Here is a 24,778-nt window from a genome sequence, read left to right as displayed (position 1 = left end):
GTGGCGCCATTAATTAAGAAAAATGACCATGAAAAGTTTAATAAAATATCTTTGTAGAAACATGAGGCCCATTGGTATATGTGCTCTGCTCATTATCATAAACTTTACGGTCGTTGCATTTGCGGTAGAACCAGATGCTAGAACATACTTTACTAGCTATCCTAAGAGCAATGTTGTTGATGGCTCTGTTTCCCTACGTTGGTTAAACAATGGAAGTTTATCCCTTTGGTACCAGTCAGGAAGTAAATTAAGAATTAAGGAGTTTAAGGATGGTGTTTATCAAGGGTACGTGTTAGATGTAGCAACTCCGACTGACTTAGACTCAATAACACTTAACGACCGGAAGGACGGTGTATATCATTATGAACTTTGGTTTAAGCTTAGGTTTAGACTAACGGGAAGTTGGGAGTGGGGCCCGGACCAATTACAGGATAAGATTTCGGTAGTTGTAAACAATACCCCTGTAGCTAAACCTACCTTTCGTGCCGCCCCAAGTGAGAATGATGCAGCCGATGGGAACTACACTATAGGCTGGAGTAGTCCAAGTAACGCGACTAAGGTATATCTACATGAGTCAGGTAGTGACGGTATAAATAAAACCCATCAATTTAATTCATCGATCAAGTCCTATACACCGAGTAAGAAAACGGAAAATAATAATTACAAGTATAAAATATGGGCATGTAACAATCTAAAGTGCAGTCCGTCTCCTCATCCGGAATTAAATGTCAAAGTTCGTGCTAATGCTAAACCATCTGTTAGATGGCTTCGCGATCCTATAGGCACAGTAGTACAATCTAATATTAAAACTACTTTGTATGTCGGGGCTAGCGATATAGATGGTATTTCGGAAGTAAAGCTTTTTAGTTATGCAAAGGATCGAAAGGTGCAAAGTTCACTTGGTTTGGCAACCAGGGGAGCAGACGAATGCAAAACAACCTATAAGTCGCAAAGTGATTGTTACCGATTAAACTGGACCCCTCCCACGTTGGGAGATGGAGTATCAAGAGAGGAATTCGAAGTTTGGGCTGTGGCAACAGACCTGCTGGGTAAATCTGCAACTTTGGCCCGCAGCTCTTTATGGGTGTCACAAAATCAACCCCCAGTGGGATGGTTGATAAACCCTCCAAGCACTATAACCCAATTCGATACTGTCTTATTACAGGCAAGTGCCTCCGATCCGGATGATGCCAATGGTGAAGTAGCGGCGGTGAGCTTTTTACTGAATGGTGCAGAGCTTGAGACCGATCAAAGTGCACCGTATGAGTACTCATGGACGCCACAGACGGCAGGACTTGGGCTTGACCTTCAGGTTAAAGTTACCGATAAACTAGGCCTTACGCATACTTCAAATCCACATAAAGTAGATGTATTGGCTTTTGTACCACCTACAGCGCCAAATGCCCTAACAATTGATGATGAATTTGCACCGGTTCCCAATAATGATTCTGGTGCTTATACAGTTGGTTGGGATAAAGTCTCTAGCGCCTCCTATTATGAGTTAGAACAAAAGAAGGTCGGAATTGACGGTAACTACAAACAAGTTCCTCTTGCTGATAATACTGTCAATGGTCAGTGGTTTCCTAATCAAGGGAAGGGACAATATCTATACCGAGTCAGAGCTTGCAACCCGGCTGGTTGTAGTGCTCCAAGTGATGAAATTTCGGTAATAGTTGATATCAATACCCCTCAGGCACCGAAAGAATTGGTTGCCACACCTGAGCCCAATATAAATATATCAGAACCCCTAATATTTACGGGTAGCTATATTCTTCGCTGGAAGCAAGCTGACGGGGAGTCGTTACGGGTTGACTACCGTTTGCAGGAGAAAGTTGGAGGGCCTGAAGTTCTCAGCCCTTGGATTACTAGATATGAGAGTGAACCGGTTAATCCGGGCGATGTCGTTGATGTATCCAAGTTTCTGGTTAATCAACAGACACCTGGTACTTACACCTATCGTGTATTGGCTTGCCATGCCGGAGAATGTAGTTCAACTGATAATGCAGAACTATTGACGATTGATGTCTTGCCGCCACGGATGGTCTCTGCTGGGCGAGATAACAACAAGTTACAGTTAAGGGGCCTTGGGCTGGACCCAAACCTAAGCTTGAGCTTATCTGCGGTACATGATCAGAGAATCAGTATAGATTTTACATCTGATGAGTTACTGGCTCTCTCTGCTACAGAAATTATTATAGAGCTTCAGTCTAGTAATGCGGAGCATCAGAAATTAGAAGAAGCTTTAGCTAGGTTAGGTGTGCGTGCAACGGTTACAAACCCTAATGGTGCCCGTGGAGGTATTACTGTATATGCCGATGCGGCTACTGAAATTATTGGTGAAACAGAATCTTCACCCGCTGTTGGAGCTGATGGAACTATTTATGTTGGGGTCGGGAATGCTTTACATGCTTTAGTATCTAGCAATGGAGATGATGTTTCGAGTGGAGATACTGCTGAGCAGGCGTATTGGCCCTTCATAACCGATGGCCTGATCAAGGCCACTCCCAGAGTTGATGGGGTAGACGGTACAATTTATGTTGGGTCACTTGATCATAGCTTTTATGCCATTCACCCAGATAGCAGGCTGAAATGGCGTCTGGAAACTCAGGGTGAAATTCTATCCTCTGCAGTTCTGGATGAAGAACGAATACTCTATTTTGGCTCAATGGATGGAATGCTCTACGCGCTTGATGCCGCAGGAGATAATTCGGTGGAGGGCCTAGATAGAGTAAAATGGACCTTCCCTGCCAATGCGGGTATTGCTAAAACTCCGGTATTGGGTGGAACAAACTCTCTCTATTTTACTACGGTAAAAGACGATCAGATTTATGTTATCTCCCGTGAGTCTAAGGATCCGGGCAAGCTGGTTTGGGAGAGTGTTGATGATTCAATCTATACAGAAGAGATTGGTGTATGGCAGCCTAGCCCGGATATGCGTCCTAGCTTTTTCACGGTGGCGCGTCTTTACCAAGGCCTTTTACAGCCTCCCTTGGGATTTAGCCGAAAAGTTGTAACTTTTTGGACTTATAGATTTGAAGGCAGACTGGAGAATGAGGTCGAGATTGCTGAAATATTTTTAGAATCGGACACCGGCAGGTCCAATTTCCCAACCTCGCTAAGTGATAGCGCCTTTTTAGATACCTTATACGCCCGAATTTTCCCGGGGCAAGATCCTCAGCAATATGTTTTCACTTCACATGGGCTAAATTTCTCACGCGATAATTTGTTGGTGATGCTATCCAAGGGAGTTTCTCGTGCCCAGATGGCAACACTCTTTACACAATCGGATGAATATAACTCCGCCACTGGTGTACTGCTCAATCGAGCTTTCCAATATTTATATGATCAGGATTATAGCTGGGCGGTTACTGAGTGTAATGAAGGAGATGAATACACCAGGGACTGTGATGGTGATGGGTTGCCAGACTGGTGGGAACTTTTGTTCTTTGGCACTACCGATTTGGATGGCGATGATAATCCTGATAATGACGAATATACCAATGCAGAAGCCTTTGCTGCGGGAATTAGCCCCTGTGCAGCTCTATGTTACAACGGAGTAAGGGAGCAGCCCCCAGTTCCAGCAGGTATCCCAACCCTGGATACTAATGAGATATTCGCTTCTGAAAGTGTTGGTACTGTACCCGGAGAGTTTCGGGTAGATGAATCTGGAGCTGCAACATACTCTATTCCTTTGAGTCTACCTGCTGGGACAGCAGGGGTCTCACCTCAACTTTCCCTTAGTTATTCCAGTGCTCGGGGCAATGGGTTACTTGGTCAGGGTTGGCAGTTGAGTGGACTTTCTAGTATTGCCCGTTGTCGTAAAACCTTAGGGCAGGATGGAAAGAGTTCTCCTATAACCTGGGGATCGGAAGATCGCTTTTGCCTCGATGGACAGCGTTTATTATTGGTCAATGGTGGAAGCTATGGTGCGCCCGGCAGCCAGTATCGAACAGAAATCGATAGTTTTGCTCTGATCACTGCTCAAGGTGGCAGTATTGGACAACCTGCATATTTTACCGTTGAGCATAAAGATGGCTCCATTAGTTATTACGGGCAAGATCAACAGGGCAATCAGTCAGAACAGGCAATTTCTGGATTTGGTACTCTTAACTGGGGGATCAACCGCTATGAAGATAGTGTTGGCAATCCCATCGAGTTTTTCTATGAGCAGGATGGAGGCTATCGAATCCGGGAGATTCGCTACGCTTACGCCGGTAACAGTACTCCTGGAGCGTCTGTAACTTTTGAATACGATGATCGAGAAGATATTCTCAGTGGCTTTATTGCTGGTGCAAAAATCACTACTCGCAAGCGTATGACCGCGATAAGCACGCATGGAGCAGATGGTGCTGTTTTGCAACGTACCGAACTTGATTATTTGCCCGCATCGCATGATCTGGATTCATTAAGCCGCATAGAACGCGTCCGTGCCTGTGCAGGAGATACCTGTCTAGCGAATACTCAGTTTGATTGGCGATTACCCGCCAATTTCTTCAGTACCGACCATTCGTTCTCGTTAAGGTTGAGTGATCAAAGAGATCGTCAAGCGATTTCTCCGCGACCAGCTGATATTAATGGCGATGGTCGTATGGATATTGTCTGGCTAGAAGCGGATTATGATGAGGACAAAATAGATTATCAGATACTTTGGTATGCTCTAGCTCAAGAAGGTGGGTATTTCAGTTCTGCGCAAAAATTGTATCAATATCATGGCAGTTCTCGAAGTCCATACCGTTGGGAATTGTTGGACTACAATGCGGATGGCCGCACAGACGTTGCTCTATATCATCGTGTAGGTAAGCACGGGGGCAATTGGATGCTGCACCAGTCAGTTAATGTAAATGGGGAGTGGAAGCTGTCAGAGAATCCTAAGTCGATTCTCACGGAGAAAGATGCCCGTTTTATTGACATTAATAGTGACGGGCTAGCAGATATGGTTTCTAGTTCAGGTTATCGCCTACTGGAACCTCGGCCAGGAGCACCTACAAGTTCATCTAATTTCTATCATTTTGGTGTTATGCAGCCCTGGCAGATAATTGGATTACCTGACTGGGAAGAAACTGCGGCGCAATCAGATGAAGAGATCGGGCGTGAGACATTTACTAACTACCTCAACCCAGATATAGCGGGAGATTTGGATGGTGATGGCCGAGTAGACTTGATCCTGATGCATACCAAGCAGGGATGGTCGAAAGACACTGGCTTGCTAGTTTCACAACACTCGCGTGCCTACGTTGCGAATGTGCGTGGTAACCAGTTGATTCTGGGACAAAGAGTGATGGATTACGATCAGAAAAGCGACTTTAAAAGAGGAAGTCGTAGTTCTGATGCAACTTCATTAGAGCGACACCCTTATATCCATCACAAATTACAGGCTGTGGATGTCAACAGTGATGGTTTGGTGGATCTGGTACGTCAGGATTCGAGAACCGATGGTATTGGCAAATATTGGCTAAATAATGGTATGGCTCTAGAGGGAGCTGTGGAGCTAGGTACCTTCCCAAAAAACTCCCAGATAAGTTGGCTGGATTATGAAGGAGATGGTGATACAGATCTTGTCTGGCGAGCCCCGGCAAGTAATGGTGGTGAGAGCCTCTGGGTACGTCGCTGGGTAAATGATCAGCAAACTTTCGCTCCCAAAGAGCTCTTCCGTCATGTTAAAAAGGATGGGCAAGACATATTCCTGGATATGGATGGCGATGGCTCTACGGATTGGCTGGAGTTTGCCGGAGGTACACTTTATATCTATCACTCTCCTGAGGCTAAGGTAGCTCCCAATTTAATTGAAAATATAACCAATGGATTTGGTGCGCAAACACATATTTCTTATGGCTCGAGTATCATTTCTGGGCACTATGCACGTCTGGATATGAATGAATCCCTTAGCGAATATTGCTCTTTGGATAATGGCCCAACGATAGTTATCTCCTGGTGCCATCGTTATGGCCAGGACAGCGTAAGCGATTTTTACCAGGCTCTGAACGGAAATTGGAGCGAACATCACAGTCTTGGCAAGAATACGCCGATTATGGAGATGCTTGGGCGCCAGTTTTTGGTAACTCGTGTCGAGAGTAGTGCCCCCGCTGCCAATGATGTTCCGGGAGGTGTAGATAATACAGCCACTAGCGCTGTTCGTTATTTTTACGGTCGTGCACGATTACAAGCTGGTGGACGTGGATTACTTGGGTTTGAGAATGTACTTACAGTTGATGAACAGGCAGGAGTCGCTACGGAGACGCGTTATCGTCAAGATTTTCCGTTTATCGGTCAGCCTCTTGAAACCATATCTTATACGCCTCAAGGGGTGATACTCAGTAAAGCTAGGAATACTTTGGCCCTAAATGATTGGCAGTCAGATTTTCCGACCATTGCACGTGCAGGCACCGCCGCTTTAGGGCCTTTGAAACCCTATATTGCTTCCAGTGTAGAGCAATTTTATGACCTTGCTGATAATGGTCAAACCCAGGGAGTTTTGCTCAAAACGGTAATTACCACCAGTGATCAAGATGATCACGGTAATGTGACACGCCTCACTGTGGAGACCAGTAACGGGGGGGAAACCTTTACCACAGAAACACTGAACACGTATGGAGATGGGGCTGCAGTTACCTTCCAGAATCCTGATCATAATTTCAGTGGCCAAGCGGAGTTGGGGCGTCTATCAAAAACGGTAGTCACACATAGTCGCAGCAATGTCGAGTCAGAGTCTCGTACAAGTATCTTTTCTTACTATGACAATGGGCATAAAGCCGGTTTGCTAAAAACGGAAATCATAGAGCCCGAAGATGCGACATTGAAACTCGTTACTCACTATGATTATGACCTCTTTGGCAATAGAGCCTTTGTCAAGCAGACTACGACAGGAGAACAGCCGCGTATCCAGCATTTTTATTATGATGCAGATGGACGTTTCGTCGATCGTGAGGAAAATAGCTATGGGCAAATACTTAGCCGAGTGCAGGCGCGTAATGTTTATGGGTTGCCAACTCTCCTCGAAGAATCGAGTGGTATTAAAGTTCAACTCCGCTACGATGCCTTTGGACGCCAGCTGTTAAGCTACAGTAATACCGGAGCGTATAAGGTTAGTTTGAGAGCTGCGGCCGGTGCGAATTGTCCAGCTGGTAGTGTATTTCAACAAGAGGAGCGTAGTGCTGGAGGTGGCAGGGCTATTAGCTGCTTCGATGTGCTCTCTCGAAAAATACGCCAAGCTACCCTTGCCTTTGATGGTGGCTGGAATTATGTCGATATCGAGTACGATGAATTTGGGCGGGTCAAACATCAGTCAGTACCTTATAAGCACGGAGATATTGCTTATTGGACCACTCATAGTTACGACTTGATCGGGCGTAATATTGGTTCTGATTTGCCGGGTGTTCATGGTGTTAACGGCACTGGGTTTGATTTAAAACGAATATATGACGGATTCACAACTACTATTCTTAACCCTAAAGGTCAGAGTCAGGTCGAAACCCTAAATGCATTGGGGGAAAAGGTTAAAGCCCAGGATAATTTAGGTAATATTCTGCGGTTTAAGTACGGAGCTCAGGGACAGTTGCTCGAAGTCATTAATCAAGGTAATGGTAGTCGTAATTTAATGACCGTTATGACTTACGATCTGCTGGGACGTAAGAAATCCATGTTCGACCCAGATAAAGGTAACTGGCTTTATGAGTACAACGGTTATGGTGAGTTAATACATCAAACTGATGCCAAGGGACAGGTAGTCGAAAATGATTACGATCAATTGGGACGCCTAATTGAGCGGCGCGATTTCGATGTATCGGGTGATATTGTTAAAACCACTCAGTGGACTTATAACAACCAAGTTGATAAAGATCCTTTAGCAACTCCGCCTGCGGCTCTGCGTGAAGTTATTGAGTATTTGTCTGGTTCTAATAATCCAGGTTTCATTCGGTATCATAGTTATGACGTTTTCGGTCGGCCCAGTGAGCTAGCTACCAGCTTTGCTGATGGCGATAGTCATTATGAAAAAACCACTTATGACGAATACTCGAGGCCCTTCCAGATCTTCGATGCCGGTGGAGATGGCAGTTGGAACAATAGCGCTGTTCGCAACCACTACAACGTTAATGGCTATCTTGAGCAGGTTGTCGATGCCGAATTAATTAACCTGGCCACGGCCGAACAATTTTACACCGTCGAAGCTATGGATGCTCGAGGTAATGTAACCCGCTATCGACAAGGAAACGGGGTTACTACTGAGAAAACCTATGACCCTGCAACCGGCCATTTATTAGGGCAGCTTGCAACAATCCTCGGTATAGGGGATATACAAGATCTCAGTTATATATGGGATGACTTAGGTAACCTTACAAACCGATTTGATAATAGCGGGGCTAAGAATCTACAAGAAATATTCACCTATGATGGACTGAATCGTCTTGTGACTTCTCAAGTAGCAGGACGTTCTGCGCAAACGGTTCGTTACGATGATCTTGGCAATATCACCTATAAATCGGATGTAGGAGATTATTTTTATGGTGATGAATGTGCTAAAGGTTATGGCCCCCATGCAGTTTGTGAAACCTCCGATGGTATCAGTTATCAGTACGATGCTAATGGCAATATGCTTGGTGACTCTAATGGTAGGATTTTGGAGTACACTACATTTGATAAACCCTCAGTGATAATTAAGGGTGGTCATAAAACTGAATTTCAGTATGGCCCAGATCGTAAACGCTACCTTAGGGTTGATACTGATAAAAACGGCAAAGTCACTGAAACCCGCACTATCGGTAATGTGGAAAAAATAACTAAAGATGGGGTTGTAGAAGTCAAACGCTATCTCCCTGGTGGTACTTTGATCACCCTTAGTCAAGGCGGTGGTAGGGAAAGCCGCTATTTACATAAAGACCATTTGGGCTCCCTTGATGTAATAACAGATGATACAGGAGTGGTGGTTGATCATTTCAGTTTCGATGCCTGGGGGCAGCGCCGAAATGCTTTGGACTGGAGTGAATTACTGGGTGACGCCTTGACAGGCTTTACCAGCAGTTTTACCACGCGGGGCTACACGGGGCATGAGATGCTGGACCAAGTAGGCCTTATTCATATGAATGGGCGTATCTACGATCCACGGATAGCCCGATTCTTACAGGCAGATCCTTTCGTACAGGCTCCGAGCTTTAGCCAATCTCATAATCGCTATGCCTATGTGTGGAACAATCCACTAAATTCAACCGACCCAAGTGGGTACTTCAAACTAAGGCAGTTTGTAGGTGCGATAGTTGCAATTGTCGGTGCTTATGTTTGCGGAGAACCCTGTAGGCAAATTGGTTGGCAGATGATGGCACTTGGTGCTGCATCAGGCGCTGCTGGTGCTGCAGCCAATGGTGGCAATATTTTACAGGGGGCTGTTATAGGCGCAATAAGTGCAGCCGCTTTTGCAGGCGTTGGTGAAGTATTTGCCGGTGCACCAACCGGTAATTTTTTAGGGTCTGGACTTACTCCCGGCTGGTTTGCCGGTAAAGTTCTTGCACATGGCTTTGTTGGTGGGATGATGTCGGCTGTACAAGGTGGAAAATTTGGTCACGGATTTGCCAGTGCGGGGGTAACACAAGCCTTCTCTGGAGCTATTGATCAAATCGGGAAAGGTTCTGAAAATTATTTTAGTGCTGGCAATCGTACTGCTCGAATTGCGGCTGCTGCGGTAGTTGGCGGCACAGCCTCTAAATTATCCGGAGGTAAGTTTGCAAATGGGGCTATTACAGGTGCATTTTCTCGGGCATTTAATGATGAGGCTGCTCACTCAAGGTCAAAAAGGCCATATTCAGAGGACTTTTGGGAGAAATATCTAAATTATTCTGACTATGATACAGCTATGGTATGGGATACTGTAGGTGGGACTTTGGGTGAAGAGTATGCTGGTGAGAATTCATGTGCGACCAGGGTCAGTCATGGTATTAACCATAGTGGAATGTCGATTCCTCGTGGTGCTCCTGGAGCAAATTTGAATTATGGCGGGGAGAATGATGGCCTACGCTACATAATATCTGCTCGGCAATTAAAGATATATTTATCTACCGCTTGGGGAGCAGCGGACTATACGGATATTACTTATGATCAGTTTGATAGTTTAAGTGAGTCGTTAACTGCTAATCAGGTTGCTGTCGTTGTATCTAAAAGCCATGCTACCGTGATCACCCCGGGTTATACTGGAGATAGATATTCTATTTTGGGCGTGGGAGGGTCGGCTTGGATTTTACCTATAAAAGCAGCTGAAAATTAATATTGAAAAAAGTTAACATGATGATTATCTCTCGAAATGAAATATTCTTGATGGGGTTTATTTGCTTGGCTTTTCTATTTGGGAGCAGTGTTTTTGCTGAACCACGAGTGCATATGGAAAGTGATGGGGGCTCTGTTTATATATTTGATGTAGATCTTGACAGTGGAATTTCTGTAAACAATATTTTTTTTAAGCGTGAGCCTATAAACGGCCTTTGGTTGCTGCAAATTCGGAGTGATTATAAGCTGGATATTGAAGGGAGGGGGTATCTTTATTCTTCAGAGTATGAGGAACTACTTAATCTCTTGTTTGCTTTTATCCAGAATCAGCATCTAAGTAATTCAGTTGATCATATCCAGTTGGATCTACGTCTGGTAAAGGAAACTCGTATAAGGGTTAATAATTCTTTGATGTCTTTAATTAGTACAAAAGAGGGGGTAGTTACTCATAAAGACAAACAGGTCTTTGATACTATTTTAAATGGCCTTGTAAGTTCTAAGCAGGTCGTAAATACATGTAAGATGGCTCGTGAATATGATTTGGAATGTGACGAATCGGTAGTTGTAGGCATGAATCCGATTGCATTTAGAGCGGAATTTTTGGGGCAGCGTTGGAATGTACTTATGGGGCAGAAAGACCTTGGGCTTGTGGATGGATTATGGTTTTCCATTCGACTGAAATAAACTTTCAAATAAATTTTTACTACCTAAAATTTAAATTAGTCGGGATGTCCGTTGATGTTGATAAAATTTGGTTTGTGCTGATTTTAGTTCGACAGGGTCTTATGAGTCGGTAGATCAAGAGGCTTTAATGATTTTCGTGTGCAGCCAAATGAATAATTGGGGTCAGAGTAAAATATTGACGCGCAAATAAATAATTGGGGTTAGTGTAGAATGACATTTACTTAAGTTATTGAAGGTGACCACTCTTCCTTATTTTTTGTTTGTGCTTCATGCCACGGTATCTTCTCTAGGGAGTGTTTATGGGCCTCCTTGTAATGCCCCGGATTCCACTCTTACTGGCCTAGCCTTACTCTTTCTTCCGCAATGCCGGGTCAACTCATTTTAGTCATTAAAGTGACCACTTATGAGGGGGCAGCGAACGATGAACTTAAATCTAGGGGGGATAAGTTGCCATGCCAAGGAAATTGTCAGATTTAGAGTGAGATGTTGCTGGCCATGAACACATGAAGTTGGATTGTGACAACTTATCGTTACATTCCCACTTTTTGAGATTGGGGGAGATTTAAAGGTGGTGGGCCCTCCGGGACTTGAACCCAGGACCTGCCGATTATGAGTCGGATGCTCTAACCAACTGAGCTAAGGGCCCACACTTTGCTTGCGGGTATCGTTGCAAGCGGTTGGGCAAAGTACAAGATTTTTCCTTTTAAATCAATGCCTTTATGGCAGAGATTTCTTCCCATCGAGTTTTCGAAACAACGCCAATCCCAGTGACTATTATTTGATCGAATCTTTCTGTTGAGTTTGCTGACCTAGATAACAAGGGTTGAGCGCCACTATTTTAATTGTTGGTACGTTTGTTTGGTTTGTTAGCGCCAGTTGGTACTGTTGTTCAAATATTAAAAAGGGAGGCTTAGCCTCCCTTTTTAATATTTAATACTTTTTAATTAGCACGGCTAAATCGGTAGCTTGGGGATCACGATACAACCCCAGACGATAAACCACATTAACAGGGCCACCGCTACTGCGGCAGAGCCGGTGTCTTTGGCGATCTTGGCCAGTGGGTGCTTCTCGGCTCCTATGCGGTCCACAGTGGCCTCAATAGCGCTGTTGATCAGCTCCAAAGGCAATACCACCAGGCTAACAGCTATCAATACGGCGCGTTCAGCGGGGGTGTCTCCAACCCAGAGGGCAAAAGGGACAAAGAAGATAGCGAGGATCACTTCAATGCGAAAAGCTTCCTCATTTCGCCAGGCAGCGGTGAGACCTTCACTTGAATATTTGGCGGCGGCAAGTAGGCGGGCAATGCCTTTTTTGCCTGGCTTGTTGGCGACTTTTTCAGACTCTTCCGGTTTGTTGGCGACTTCTTTTTGCATGCTGCTCTCCTGCCATCCGTAGGCCCTTGCGGGCGGTCATGATTGTGTCACATAAAAAAGCCCGGTCGAGCCGGGCTTTTTCGTGGGGGCTTACTCGTCGAGGAAGCTCCGCAGGTGCTCCGATCGGGATGGGTGCCTCAGCTTGCGCAGGGCCTTGGCCTCGATCTGGCGGATACGTTCACGGGTTACATCGAACTGTTTACCCACCTCTTCCAGAGTGTGGTCAGTGTTCATGTCGATACCGAAGCGCATACGCAGTACCTTGGCCTCACGCGCGGTCAGGCCTGACAGCACGGAGCGGGTGGCGTCGTGCAGGCCGGTCTGGGTGGCGGTGTCCACCGGGGAGGACTGGTTCTGGTCTTCGATAAAGTCACCCAGGTGCGAGTCTTCATCGTCACCGATCGGAGTCTCCATAGAAATGGGCTCCTTGGCGATCTTGAGGACTTTGCGCACCTTGTCTTCCGGCATGTCCATGCGCTCGCCCAGCTCCTCTGGCGTGGGTTCGCGACCCATTTCCTGCAGCATTTGGCGGCTGATACGGTTGAGCTTGTTGATAGTCTCAATCATATGCACCGGGATACGGATGGTGCGCGCTTGGTCTGCGATGGAGCGGGTGATGGCCTGGCGAATCCACCAGGTGGCGTAGGTGGAGAACTTGTAGCCGCGACGGTATTCGAATTTGTCTACCGCCTTCATCAAGCCGATATTGCCCTCCTGGATCAGGTCCAGGAACTGCAGTCCGCGGTTGGTGTACTTCTTGGCAATAGAGATCACCAGGCGGAGGTTGGCTTCCACCATTTCTTTTTTGGCGCGGCGAGAGCGGGCCTCGCCGATGGACATACGGCGGTTGATCTCTTTGATCTGTGCGATATCCAGGTTGGCGCGCTCTTGGCACTGGGCCAGTTTGCGCTGCGCGCGGACGATGTCGTCCACTACATGACGCAGTGCGTCAGAGTAGTCGCGCTTTTTCTTGATGATCGCGGGGATCCAATCTTCGTTGGTCTCGTTGCCGGGGAATTCCTTGATAAAGGTCTTGCGCGGCATGCGAGCACGTTTGATACATAGGCTCATAGTGACGCGTTCTTGCTCGCGTACACTATCGAGGATATCGCGTACTTCACCGTAGAGTGGATCGAACTGACGCGGAGCCAGTTTAAAGTAGCGGAATACTTCGGCGACAGCTTCTAGAGCGGTACCGGCTTCCTTGGAGTCGCGACCGTGAGTGGCGATGGCTTCATCGGCGGCTTTCTGCGCGGCGATCAGCGCATTCATGCGCTCAGCCAGTTCCTCAGGGTCTAGGCCGCCAGCGTTCTCTTCCTCTTCCTCGTCGGAATTGTCGTCGGCGTCGTCGTCGGAGTCATCGCCATCTTCGCTGTCGTTGTCGGAGGAATCGCTGCTGCTCTCGCTTGCTTCTGCTGCTTGGCCGGCTTGGGCTCCAGGTGGTACGTCTTCGGCGGGGTCGAGCCAGCCGGAAATTACGTCTGGGATACGGCGCTCTTCCTTCTCGATCAGTGCGTACTCATCGATGATTTGCTGTACTGCGCCAGGCCAGTAGGCGAGGGCGGCCATTAGCTCGCGTAGGCCCTCTTCGATACGCTTGGCAATGGCGATTTCGCCTTCGCGCGTGAGCAGCTCTACGGTGCCCATTTCGCGCATATACATACGTACCGGATCGGTGGTGCGGCCTACATCGGACTCAACTGCGGCCAGTGCGGCAGCGGCTTCGGCAGCGGCGATTTCGTCGGCGGAACTGTCGCCCTCGGCCATCAACAACTCTTCGGCATCCGGTGCGCTTTCGAACACCTTGATACCCATGTCGTTGATCATGCCAATAATGTCTTCCACCTGATCTGGATCGGAAATATCTTCCGGGAGGTGGTCATTTACCTCGGCATAGGTGAGATAGCCCTGCTCTTTACCGCGGGCGATCAACTCCTTAATGCGGGAGGTTTGTTGCTGGGTTTTGTCGGTCATGCACAACCCTGAATTCTGGGGATGAAAATACGGGACAAAGACGCGGGATTATAGCGTATTTGCACTAGCAATAACCACTCTAGCTGTCAAGTAACGGCTCTGGTGCGAAGTTTAGGGTGCTGGGGTTCCCGATCCCGCCCGGCGGGGTGAGTGAATATAGTGCTGAGACCGCAGTTTTCAAGGGGTTATTGCAGATTAATTGTCTTTTTTGCGCCAATTGGCCAATAAAGCCAGTTGTTCTTCCTGGCTGAGCTGGGCACCGGCTTTTAACTGAGCTAAAAGGTTGCGATTGCGCTGTTTGGCATCGGACTTTTCCAGGTGGCGCAGACAGTCGCTGAACTCAGCAAGGGGGTCGTATTCCAGGTTGCTGTCTCCCTGGGCCAGGTGGCGAACCCCGGATACCAGAGGGGATATGGCCAGCTTTGCCAGTATATCGCTGGATTCAGCTCCGTGATGGGCGCGCCAGTGGCCGATCAATTGGCGGAAGTTAAGCTGTGGACGACTTTTGAAAAGCTCTACCAGTTGTGCAAATAGCACCAGGTCTGGGTTGCCGGTGCTGTGGAACTGTTGCAAGTCCTCAATCTCTGCGGCCAGCTCCGGGTGGTGCAGTATCAACGCCACCAGCATACGCTCGGGGGGCAGGCGGTACTGACCTGTGCGGCGCGGGCTGTCCACGAGAGTGGGGGAGTGTTCTGGATGAGCCTCCCCTTCGCGGGGCCAGGGTTCTGGTGGGGTGCGGTGCTGGAGCTCCTCGCTCAGGTCGGCAGTGGGGTTTGGGGTAGGGCTGGCGGTTGTGGGCTGTGCTTGTGCCCGCTGTATCTGGGCGTTACGGCTTTTCTCCGCGCGAATCACCTCCTGTAGGGTCTCCTTGTCGAGACCGGTACGTGAGGCGAGCTGCTGGAACATCAGTTGGCGGTAAACGCCTTCTGGCAGCAAATCCAGCAAGGGAGCAGAAAGCTTGGACAGGCGTGCGCGGCCGTCCATGGTCTGCAAGTTGATATCTTCGCTGAGCAGATCGAAGAGGAAGTCCTCAAGGGGGCGTGCCTGCTCTTCTATCAGCTGTTGGAAGCGTTCGCCGCCCAATTGGCGAACCAGAGTGTCTGGGTCTTCTCCTTCCGGTAGCAACAAAAAGCGCAGGCTGCGGCCGTCCTGCATATGGGGCAGGGCAGACTCCAGTGCCCGGCGCGCTGCTGCGCGGCCGGCGCGGTCACCATCAAAGCAAAAAAGCAACTCACTGGTGTGGCGGAAAGCCAGCTGGATATGCTCCTCGCCGCAGGCGGTGCCGAGGGTGGCGACGGCGCAGCGAATACCGAACTGAGCCAGGGCTACCACATCCATGTAGCCCTCTACCACGATCAGGCGTTCCAGATTGCGATTGGCCTGGCGCGACTCCCACAAGCCGTAGAGTTCGCGGCTCTTATGGAAGATCGGGGTTTCCGGGGAATTGAGGTACTTGGGCTTTTCGTCCCCCAGCACCCGTCCACCGAAGGCAATAGTGCGGCCGCGCTGGTCGCGGATGGGGAAGATAATGCGGTTGCGGAAGCGGTCGTAATGGTGGCGTCCGCCGGGCTTGCTGTTGCCATCGCTGTCCTGGCGGCGGATAACGAGCCCGGCCAGCTCCAGCTGGTCGGCTTTCTCTGCGTTGTCTGCTAGGGCATTGAGCAAATTATCCCAGCCGGGAGGGGCCAGGCCGATATCAAAATCTCGTGCGATTTCCCCGGATAGGCCGCGATTGCGCAGATAGGCTACAGCGTTGCCGGCAACGGGGTGGCCACGCAGCTGTTCCCGGTAGAACTCGGCCGCTTTTTCCGCCAGCTGGTAGAGGCTCTGGCTTTCCCGTTGGCGTTTCTCCTGCCCCGGAGCGAGTTGTTCTCGAGGAACTTCCAGGCCACGGGTGGCCGCCAGTTTCTCTACGGCTTCGGGAAATGGCAGGCGATCGTACTCCATCAGGAAGCCGATCGCGTTGCCGTTGGCGCCGCAGCCGAAGCAGTAGTAGAACTGCTTGTCCGGGCTCACGGTAAAAGAGGGGGTCTTTTCGTCGTGGAAGGGGCAGCAGGCGGAGTAGTTTTTTCCGGTCTTGCGCAGTTTTACCCGGCTGTCCACCAGCTCGACGATATCTGCGCGGGCGAGCAGATCGTCGATAAAGTGCTGGGGGATCTTGCTGGGCATAGTGTTCCGTAATCGGGTTGGAGGTTAGGCGAGCTGAGCCTTAACCAGTTTGCTCACCGCACCCATATCGGCACGGCCCTGCACCTGTGGCTTCACCTGGGCAATCACTTTACCCATATCCGCCATGCCGCTGGCTCCGGTACTCTGCACTGCAGAGGTGACGATCTCGCTGATTTCTTCTTCGGTCAACTGCTTGGGCAGGAACTCCTGGATAACCTCGATCTCGGCTTGTTCCACCGCTGCTAGCTCGGCGCGGCCGGCCTTTTCGTACTGGGTGATGGAATCGCGGCGCTGCTTGGTCATCTTGTCCAGCAGGGCGAGGATGCGTGCGTCATCCAGATCGATGCGCTCATCCACTTCAACCCGCTTGATCTCAGCATTGATCAGACGCAGGGTGGCCAGGCGCTCTTTGTCGCGCGCTTTCATTGCGTCTTTAGTGGCTTGAGTCAGGGTGTCCTTGAGAGTGCTCATAGTGAGTGTTCCGGGATTGGCATTGATTGTGGTTTAGGGAGTTGAGCGCTAAGGATAGCGCGTCTGCCGTGCTTGGAGAATGCGGTTGGCAGAACGAAAAACGGCGCGCGAGTAGGGCTCGCACGCCGTTTTGAATACCGCTACGGGGCTGAGCCCGTCTGGCTGCCTCGCTGCGACAGGCTTAATGCTGCCTGCGGCTCTTAGTAGAGGCGCTGGAACTTGCGGTTTTCGCGCTGCAGCTTCTTGGCGTGACGCTTAACTGCGGCAGCAGCTTTGCGCTTGCGTACTGCGGTCGGCTTCTCGTAGAACTCGCGACGACGTACTTCAGACAGTACGCCTGCTTTTTCACAGGAGCGCTTAAAACGGCGCAGAGCGATATCGAAAGGTTCGTTGTCTTTGATTCGTACAGAGGGCATTAGGATACCTGTTAAAATTCGTTTCTCTCGGCCATTCCGGCAATGCTCTCGCAGTTGCATCCGGTGGCCGGTTCACAGCGAGGGCGCAAATTCTAAACACTCCCATACGGGATCGCAACCCTATTTTCCAGTATGATAAGCACCCCTCGAAGTAGTCACGAGAATGAAATCAAGTGCGCGTCCTCGGTATAGAAACCTCCTGCGACGAAACTGGCGTTGCAATCTATGATTCGGAGTCTGGTCTGCTCGGCCACGCTCTGTTTAGTCAAGTTGATTTGCACGCCGATTACGGTGGTGTAGTGCCTGAGCTGGCGAGCCGCGACCATGTGCGCAAACTCTTGCCGCTGGTGTGCCAGTTAATGGCTAAAACCAATACCCGGCCCTCCGACCTGGATGGCGTAGCTTATACTGCCGGCCCAGGCCTGGTAGGCGCTTTGATGGTGGGCGCCTGTGCCGGCCGTGCCCTGGCCTATGGCTGGGATGTGCCCGCCGTGGCGGTGCACCATATGGAGGGGCATTTATTAGCTCCGATGCTGGAGGATAATCCACCGGCCTTTCCTTTTGTGGCCTTGCTGGTCTCTGGTGGCCATACCCAATTAGTCGAAGTGCGCGGCCTTGGCGACTATGAGTTGATGGGGGAGTCCCTGGACGACGCCGCCGGTGAAGCCTTCGACAAGGCCGCCAAGATGCTCGATCTGGATTATCCAGGTGGTCCGCGCCTGGCAGCCCTGGCTGAGAAAGGCGATCCCAAGCGCTTTACCTTCCCGCGTCCTATGACTGATCGACCGGGGCTGGATTTCAGCTTTTCGGGATTAAAAACCTTTACCCTGACCACTGTGCGTCAGCACGCCCTCGAAGATGGCCTGCCGGATGAACAGACCTGTGCGGATATTGCGGCAGCTTTCCAGGAGGCGGTCGTGGATACTTTAGTGATCAAATGTCGCCGTGCAATTAAAGCCTCCGGTTATAAAACTCTGGTCATTGCCGGTGGGGTTTCCGCTAATAAATTGTTGCGTGAACGTTTGGAAACGAGCCTGCGCAAGGACGGTGCCAATGTCTACTATCCCCGCCATGAGTTTTGCACCGATAACGGCGCTATGATCGCCTATGCCGGTAGTTTGCGATTGAAAGCTGGGGAACAGACGAGCCTTGCAGTAGATGTACGCCCGCGTTGGCCTATGACTGAGCTGCCCAAAACTGAGCTTTAAAAACTTCAGGGATAGCCTGGTAGTAAAAAGAAAAGAGCGATCAATGGATATTGTTTATATACGGGATTTAAAGGTGGATACCATTATTGGTATCTACGATTGGGAGCGGGAAGTACGCCAGACTGTTAGCCTTGATCTGGAGATGGCTTTCGATATCAGTGAAGCGGCACGCACAGACAATATTGAGTACACACTGAACTATAAAGCGGTGGCCAAGCGCCTGATCGCTTTTATTGAGAGCAGCGAATTCCTGTTGGTGGAAACCATGGCGGAACAGGCTGCGGCAATTGTCAGGGAAGAGTTTTCTGTGAGCTGGCTGCGACTGCGTTTGTCCAAGCCGGGCGCGGTCAGAGGGTCCAGGGATGTGGGTGTCATTATCGAGCGCGGCGAGAGGCCGGCAATAGGTGCAGCAGCGATGTCTGCGGGAGTGTAAACGTGGCTCAGGTGTATCTCAGCCTCGGCAGTAATATCAATCGTGCGCAATATATCCGCGCAGCGCTGGATGCCCTTGCAGGACAGTTTGGCGACTTGGAGGTGTCTCAGGTTTTCGAGAGCGAAGCGGTAGGATTCCCTGGGGATAATTTTTACAACCTGGTGGTGGGACTACAAACTGACCTGCCGGTAGGACAGCTAGCCCTGTGTCTGCGTGGTATCGAAGATGCCAACGGCCGCCTGCGCTCTGGACCTAAATTCAGTGCGCGCACCCTGGATATTGATATTCTTACCTATGATCAACTTACAGGGACTATCGACGGGGTAAAATTGCCTCGAGGTGAGATTGTAAAAAATGCCTTTGTTTTACAGCCTCTGGCAGAGATTGCTCCGGAAGTATTGCATCCGGTCGAATTGAAAACTTACCGTCAGCTGTGGAATGAGTACGACCAGGCTTCACAAAAATTGTGGCCTGTAGAATTTATTTGGCCGTGATTCCAATAATTTTTTAAAAAATGTAGATAAAAAAGCAGCCTTTACAGGCTGCTTTTTTTGTCAGTAAAAATTAACTCAGGCTCATTAGCGCCTCTTTGGTGAACTGATTGATTTCCTCCGCGCGATCTTCACGCACCTTGGCGAACCAGTGTGGGTCTTGTAATAGCGCGCGGCCAACGGCAATCAGGTCGAACTCCTGGTTGTCCATACGGCGGGTCAGTTCGCCTAGATCGGTAGGATTGGCAGTACCGCCCATGCCCTGGTTATTGCCGCCGATAAAATCATCGTCAAGGCCAACACTGCCGACAGAAATTACCGGTTTTCCAGTCAGCTCCTTGGTCCAGCCTGCCAGGTTGAGATCAGAGCCCTCAAACTCTGGCACCCAGAAGCGTCTTGTAGAGGCGTGGAAAATATCAACGCCGGCTTCAACCAGTGGTGTCAGGAAGCGTTTCAGTTCTTCCGGGTTTTGCGCCAACTTGGCTTCGTAATCCTGCTGCTTCCACTGGGAGTAGCGCAGCACTATGGCGAAATCTTCGCCTACGGCTTCACGTACCGCTTTGATAATTTCCACTGCAAAGCGGGTGCGATTTTCGATGGAGCCACCGTACTCATCATCGCGTTGGTTGGTGCCTTCCCAGAAAAACTGGTCGATCAGATAGCCGTGGGCGCCGTGAATTTCTACGCCGTCAAATCCAATTTCTTTGGCTCTTTTCGCCGCGTCCGCAAAAGCTTCTACAACTTCCTGGATGTCCTCTTTGCTCATCGCCTGGCCATTGGGCTTGCCGGGTTTAAACAGGCCTGAGGGGGAGTAGCCGGGCACTGATTTATCCGGGCCTATGCCCTCTTTGCGCACGGAGCCTACGTGCCATAACTGCGGAATAATCTGGCCACCGGCAGCGTGTACTTCGTCTACCACTTTTTTCCAGCCGGCGAGAGCGGCCTCACCGTAGATTGCCGGAACATTCTCGTAGCCGTTGGCGGCTTTATGATCAACGAAAGTGCCCTCGGTAATAATCAGCCCTACTTCACCCTCGGCGCGGCGGCGGTAGTAGCCGGCCACTTGGTCATTGGGGGCATAGCCCGGTGACATAGTGCGGGTCATGGGGGCCATTGCGACCCGGTTGCGCAGCTTTAGGGATTTATGCTCGAAAGGACGCAGTAGGTTGTCCAGGGAACCACTCATATTTCTCTCCTGAATGTCTCGATTCAACACTGGGACTCACTGGTCCCACTAGGTCACAATTAAAACGGTTGCGTTATAAAACCTTATTTTGAGGCTGAGTTCAATATCTGGTTTCGTATTGCAACTCTTTTGCCGGTATACTGGTCTAGGGAGCCTCTGAATAACTCCGTAATGCCTCTGCGGGTCTTGAAGGCTGCAGGTGTTAGGCGCAGCTCGCCGCGAATGGCCGTAGTCCTTTGCAAGAGCTGCAACGCAGCAGCTGTGGCCTTCAAGGCCCGCCCTTCGGGGCTTGCAGAGCGATTCACACTCCGCGTTGCGACTTCTTGAAAGGTCTAGACATTCCTGCGAAGCCGCGCCTTGATTGTGAACCGCTCTGCATGCCAGAGGTATCATGGAGTTATTCAGAGGCTCCCTATATGTCACGTAAACGCTTTGATGATCTCGATTGTTCCCTGGCCTGTGCCCTGAATGAAGTGGGGGACTGGTGGTCCCTGCTGATAATTAAGCAGGCGATGCTGGGTACCCGCCGTTTTGTGGATTTCCAAAGAAACCTGGGAATCGCCAAAAATATCCTTGTGGATCGGTTATCCCGTCTGGTGGAAAACGAGGTGTTGGTGCGCTTTGATGCGGGTGAACACGGCACTCGCTACGAGTATCGCTTAACGGAAAAAGGCCGGGACCTGTTTACGGTGGTAATCGCCCTGCGCCAATGGAATCTGCGCTGGAACGGCAATAAAGATGGGATGCATCTGGTCGATAAAAATAGTGGTGAACCTATCTCCGAAGTGGCTGTGCAGAATGCCCAAGGGCAAAAACTCAGTATCCGCGATGTATTATTTGTGGATGAAAATGGCCAGCCGCTAGAGCAGGCTGGCTAGGAAGTTTTTCAGCGGTTTTGTTAGTCCTGACTCCTGGATAGCAGCCTGATAATATCCAGGGTTTTGCTTGGCTCCCAACGCATAACAGAGACAACGCCGTGCATGGCCAATAGGCGCTGGTCTATTTCCCCTTCCCCTTGAAGCTTTTGTAATTTCTCTGCGGCCTCGGTAAAGCCGTGCTGCTCATAAGTGAGTAGTAATTTGACGGTTTTCTCCGCCGGAGTGACTTGACGTGGAACAGGGGTATACCCCATCGCGCTTACCATACTCTCAGCCGCCAGCCAGGTGGACCAGGGGTTTTGCCCGGTAATAAGCTGGCCATCCACACTGACTTGTTCCAGGTAAGTGGGCCCAGCCTGAAAAAACGCGCCTTGCTCACGTAAGCGATCCTCAAGCAGGAATGGAAATCGTTGCTCGGCGTCAGGGATAAGAAATAGCTCCTCTTCATTAGTAAAAGCACTGATCTGCCGATCGGCGATTAAGGGCTTGCCATTATCCAAAGTGACATTGGCAAGGGCTGCTGGCCCGTGGCATACCGCTCCGATAATTTTGCCGCTGCTATAGAGGTCCCGTACCAGGGACTGGATATGGGGATTGTCGGGGAAATCGAACATGGTGCCTTTACCGCCGACAAAAAATACGGCCTGATAATCCTCTGCTGATACCTGATCGATAGGAATACTGTTGTTGACCTTTTGTTGTGCCTCTTGGTCATTGAGAAAGGCATAGTCGAAAGGCCCCAGATCATCTTTATCGATCACCGCAGGCGGTTTGCCGCCTTTGGGACTGGCAACATCGACAATAAATCCGTTGGCCGAAAAGATGTAATAGGGGCGTGCCAATTCCGTTAATTCATAACCAGTGGCCTTGCCACTATCTCCCATGGCTTCAGTACTGGTGACAACAGCTAAGATTTTTCCTCGGCTTTCCCTGGGTAATTGTTGTAAATACGGCAGGTCACTGACTGTCGTAGTGGAAAAGTCCTGCTCTTGGGGTGGAATTAGGCCCTTAATCCAAATAAAAAAACCAAAAAAGACGGACAAAGTCAGTGCCAGGGAAATAACAATTTTCTTCAACATATTAATCTCCAAAATTGCAGTAGCAGACGGAAAATCTTCTAGTGAGTTCGTAGGAGAATAAGGGGTGGAAGGTGAAATTCAGGTGAGATTGTAATTGCTATTTAGGAAGAAAGAATAAATTGCGCTCGAGATCGTATAAAGTATGGATGCCGGTTCACTATGCATCTCGAGCGCATACGGTAAAAATTTGAATCTTAGAACGCTACTGTGTAAACGACAGAGCGCACTGATAAATATTTTTTCGACTCTGGATAGAGATGGTCCAATTTAAGGCTTCACAGATTCTCTTGGCCAGGAAAAGGCCTTGACCAATACCGTCACTGCCTTCCCTTTTTTGGCCGGGTAAGAGAGAGGTTTCTAGATCTAATTGGTTGTCTGTGGCGTTCTCAAAAAAGAGGGTGTCCCTCTTATAGTTAATAACCAACTCAGGGTTGGTAGCGTGCTGTAATGCATTGCTGATTAAGTTGTCGAATAGCAGACTTACCAGGTGTCGATTGGCCAGGACTCTGACTTTGTGCCCTAACTTTAAATCAACATTAAAATGCTTTTGTACAATTAACTGGTGTTGAGCTAAAAGACGCTCCTCTAGTAAAGCGCGCAATGGGATATCTTCCGACTGTAGAGACTCAGAGCGGGCGAGGGCTAATAGTGTTGTAACGGTTTTTTCCATACCGGTAACAGTTTCTAATAGCTCATTTTTCTCAGCTAAAGTCATTTCCCGATTTTGACTGAGAGCCAGTGTGCTTTTCAGAATGGTTAGCCCGGTGCGCAACTCATGGCTTGTATCCCGGGTAAACTCGGTTTCCCTTAGCAATGTTAGCTTGAGCTGGTTAAGTGTATCTTGCAACGTACTTGCGAGATAACCGATTTCATCTTGTTCATTGTTATAAGGCAGGGAAATTTGAGAATCGCAGCTTCTCTGCTGCTTAACCGCTTTAGCCAGGGTTACTACAGGCGCGATGGTTTTACGGGAAATACGATAAGCACAATAGAGGGCTAAGAGTAGGGTCAAGATACAGGCGCCGGCAAAGAGCCAGAGAAGTTGTGAGGATTGCCGCGTAACAGTGAGCAATTCACTAACTTCAGCTACGAGAACGGCGGATTTAGTGTCTGGAAAATGTACTCTGCGTAAATGGAAGTGATGTTCCGTATCACCAAACCATTCAGCCTTCTCAGCGTGGCTTGGGAGGGCAGTGCGTAATTCGACCGGAATAACTTTACTTTCAGTGTATAGTGTTAAATACGGTAGGCGTGGCTCTGGGGTCGCATTAGTCAGTCTTGCCTGCTGTTCGAGGTAGCGGACTTCTCCGGCCAATAAGTTATCGAGTAAATGGTCTTCAACTACATAGGCCACCATCATACAGATGGCAAAAAACACCAAGCATAGCAGCAGGGTAAAACTGCCAAAAATAGCGAAGACCTTCCTCTGTAAATTACTGGTTTCGCGCATTGGGTACTTCCAACTGATAACCGAGATTGGTGATGGTTTTCAACATATGAACCTGGAAAGGCTTATCCAATGTTTGGCGAAGACTATAAATGTGGGATTTTAAGGCATCTGTTTCTGGGGGGGCGTCACCCCAAATATGGTGGATGATTGCCGAGCGGCTTACTGGTGCTGGCGACGCCTGGGCGAGCATAGTGAGAATGCGAAAACCGATAGTTGTCAGGGGCAGAGGTTGTTTGTCCCGGTAGGCAGTTTGCTGGCGCTGGTTAATCTGTAAATCACCGACCTTAATTTCTTCACTGGTATGCAGCTGGTGTCTGCGGGCCAGGGCGCGGCATCTCAGTATCAGTTCCCTGGGTTCGAAGGGCTTACATAAGTAGTCATCGGCACCGATACCAAATCCACGTTCTTTATCTGCGAGAGCATCGCGGGCCGTTAACATCAGAATGGGCATGTTAACTGGCGCTTGTGCCTTGATCTTTTCGCAGACCTCCAGGCCATCCATATCCGGCAGGCCCAGGTCGAGAATGATCAGGTCGAAGATTTGTTCCAGGGCCAGCTGTAAGCCCTGGCGACCCCGGTGGGCATAATCTATCTGCCAGCCCTCAGTATGAAGGAATTCGGCAAGCTGGCGGGCGATAGTGGGGTTATCTTCAATCAACAATATCTTTAGCGAGGGCACCGGCAAACCTCTTGTGGCAGAGAAAGTTGCCAAACATTC

15 protein-coding genes and 1 tRNA gene are annotated in these 24,778 nt (G+C 49.4%); 6 read left to right on the top strand and 10 right to left on the bottom strand.

The window, feature by feature from the left end; all coding sequences use genetic code 11:
* The first annotated feature begins 28 nt into the window (after nucleotides 1–28).
* Together ACXAFI_RS17010 and ACXAFI_RS17005 are read left to right on the top strand one after the other, a co-directional pair.
* Nucleotides 29–10,249, top strand: a complete 10,221-nt coding sequence (locus ACXAFI_RS17010; protein ID WP_475109707.1) for an RHS repeat-associated core domain-containing protein — start codon at nucleotides 29–31, stop codon at nucleotides 10,247–10,249.
* A 2-nt stretch (nucleotides 10,250–10,251) separates the two neighbouring features.
* Entirely contained in the window at nucleotides 10,252–10,932 is a 681-nt protein-coding gene (locus ACXAFI_RS17005; RefSeq protein WP_475109706.1) for a hypothetical protein, read from the top strand.
* Between the two features lie 569 nt (nucleotides 10,933–11,501).
* On the opposite strand, the gene ACXAFI_RS17000 is transcribed toward ACXAFI_RS17005, so the two are convergent.
* From ACXAFI_RS17000 to rpsU, 6 genes are all read right to left on the bottom strand, one after another.
* A tRNA-Ile gene (locus ACXAFI_RS17000) sits at nucleotides 11,502–11,578 on the bottom strand.
* A gap of 307 nt (nucleotides 11,579–11,885) precedes the next feature.
* Nucleotides 11,886–12,305 carry a diacylglycerol kinase gene (locus ACXAFI_RS16995; RefSeq protein ID WP_475109705.1) on the bottom strand — a complete coding sequence of 140 codons (420 nt, stop codon included), beginning with the start codon at nucleotides 12,303–12,305 and terminating at the stop codon, nucleotides 11,886–11,888.
* A gap of 90 nt (nucleotides 12,306–12,395) precedes the next feature.
* Nucleotides 12,396–14,279, bottom strand: coding sequence for an RNA polymerase sigma factor RpoD (rpoD, locus tag ACXAFI_RS16990; protein WP_475109704.1), 1,884 nt, complete (start codon nucleotides 14,277–14,279; stop codon nucleotides 12,396–12,398).
* Nucleotides 14,280–14,474: 195 nt separating this feature from the next.
* A complete protein-coding gene (dnaG, locus tag ACXAFI_RS16985) occupies nucleotides 14,475–16,448 on the bottom strand; it encodes a DNA primase (RefSeq protein ID WP_475109703.1) in 1,974 nt (657 codons plus the stop codon).
* Between the two features lie 24 nt (nucleotides 16,449–16,472).
* Nucleotides 16,473–16,919 carry a GatB/YqeY domain-containing protein gene (locus ACXAFI_RS16980; RefSeq protein ID WP_444920886.1) on the bottom strand — a complete coding sequence of 149 codons (447 nt, stop codon included), beginning with the start codon at nucleotides 16,917–16,919 and terminating at the stop codon, nucleotides 16,473–16,475.
* Between the two features lie 200 nt (nucleotides 16,920–17,119).
* Nucleotides 17,120–17,335, bottom strand: coding sequence for a 30S ribosomal protein S21 (gene rpsU / locus ACXAFI_RS16975; protein WP_020411530.1), 216 nt, complete (start codon nucleotides 17,333–17,335; stop codon nucleotides 17,120–17,122).
* 173 nt (nucleotides 17,336–17,508) lie between these two features.
* On the opposite strand from rpsU, the gene tsaD reads away from it, so the two are divergent.
* From tsaD to folK, 3 genes are read left to right on the top strand one after another with little or no spacing between them, the layout of a single operon-like run.
* Nucleotides 17,509–18,543: a tRNA (adenosine(37)-N6)-threonylcarbamoyltransferase complex transferase subunit TsaD gene (gene tsaD / locus ACXAFI_RS16970; RefSeq protein WP_475109702.1), complete on the top strand. Its 1,035-nt coding sequence runs from the start codon at nucleotides 17,509–17,511 to the stop codon at nucleotides 18,541–18,543.
* A 43-nt stretch (nucleotides 18,544–18,586) separates the two neighbouring features.
* Nucleotides 18,587–18,976 carry a dihydroneopterin aldolase gene (folB, locus tag ACXAFI_RS16965; RefSeq protein ID WP_152450989.1) on the top strand — a complete coding sequence of 130 codons (390 nt, stop codon included), beginning with the start codon at nucleotides 18,587–18,589 and terminating at the stop codon, nucleotides 18,974–18,976.
* 2 nt (nucleotides 18,977–18,978) lie between these two features.
* Entirely contained in the window at nucleotides 18,979–19,470 is a 492-nt protein-coding gene (gene folK / locus ACXAFI_RS16960) for a 2-amino-4-hydroxy-6-hydroxymethyldihydropteridine diphosphokinase (protein WP_475109701.1), read from the top strand.
* A gap of 70 nt (nucleotides 19,471–19,540) precedes the next feature.
* Here the strand turns inward: folK and ACXAFI_RS16955 are convergent, their stop codons facing one another.
* On the bottom strand, nucleotides 19,541–20,653 hold the full coding sequence (locus tag ACXAFI_RS16955) for an NADH:flavin oxidoreductase (RefSeq protein WP_475109700.1): 1,113 nt from the start codon (nucleotides 20,651–20,653) through the stop codon (nucleotides 19,541–19,543).
* A gap of 416 nt (nucleotides 20,654–21,069) precedes the next feature.
* On the opposite strand from ACXAFI_RS16955, the gene ACXAFI_RS16950 reads away from it, so the two are divergent.
* Nucleotides 21,070–21,531, top strand: a complete 462-nt coding sequence (locus ACXAFI_RS16950) for a winged helix-turn-helix transcriptional regulator (RefSeq protein WP_108731589.1) — start codon at nucleotides 21,070–21,072, stop codon at nucleotides 21,529–21,531.
* A gap of 20 nt (nucleotides 21,532–21,551) precedes the next feature.
* On the opposite strand, the gene ACXAFI_RS16945 is transcribed toward ACXAFI_RS16950, so the two are convergent.
* The 3 genes from ACXAFI_RS16945 to ACXAFI_RS16935 form a co-directional block, all read right to left on the bottom strand.
* Nucleotides 21,552–22,610 (bottom strand): type 1 glutamine amidotransferase domain-containing protein, encoded by a 1,059-nt coding sequence (locus tag ACXAFI_RS16945; RefSeq protein ID WP_475109699.1) that lies wholly within the window; start codon nucleotides 22,608–22,610, stop codon nucleotides 21,552–21,554.
* A gap of 202 nt (nucleotides 22,611–22,812) precedes the next feature.
* On the bottom strand, nucleotides 22,813–24,060 hold the full coding sequence (locus ACXAFI_RS16940; RefSeq protein ID WP_475109698.1) for a sensor histidine kinase: 1,248 nt from the start codon (nucleotides 24,058–24,060) through the stop codon (nucleotides 22,813–22,815).
* Nucleotides 24,044–24,739, bottom strand: a complete 696-nt coding sequence (locus tag ACXAFI_RS16935; protein ID WP_475109697.1) for a response regulator transcription factor — start codon at nucleotides 24,737–24,739, stop codon at nucleotides 24,044–24,046. Before ACXAFI_RS16935 ends, ACXAFI_RS16940 begins: the two co-directional genes overlap by 17 nt.
* Nucleotides 24,740–24,778: the final 39 nt, after the last annotated feature.

Source organism: Microbulbifer sp. ABH2_005, assembly GCF_056160005.1.
This window is presented reverse-complemented; position numbering and strand designations above follow the sequence as displayed.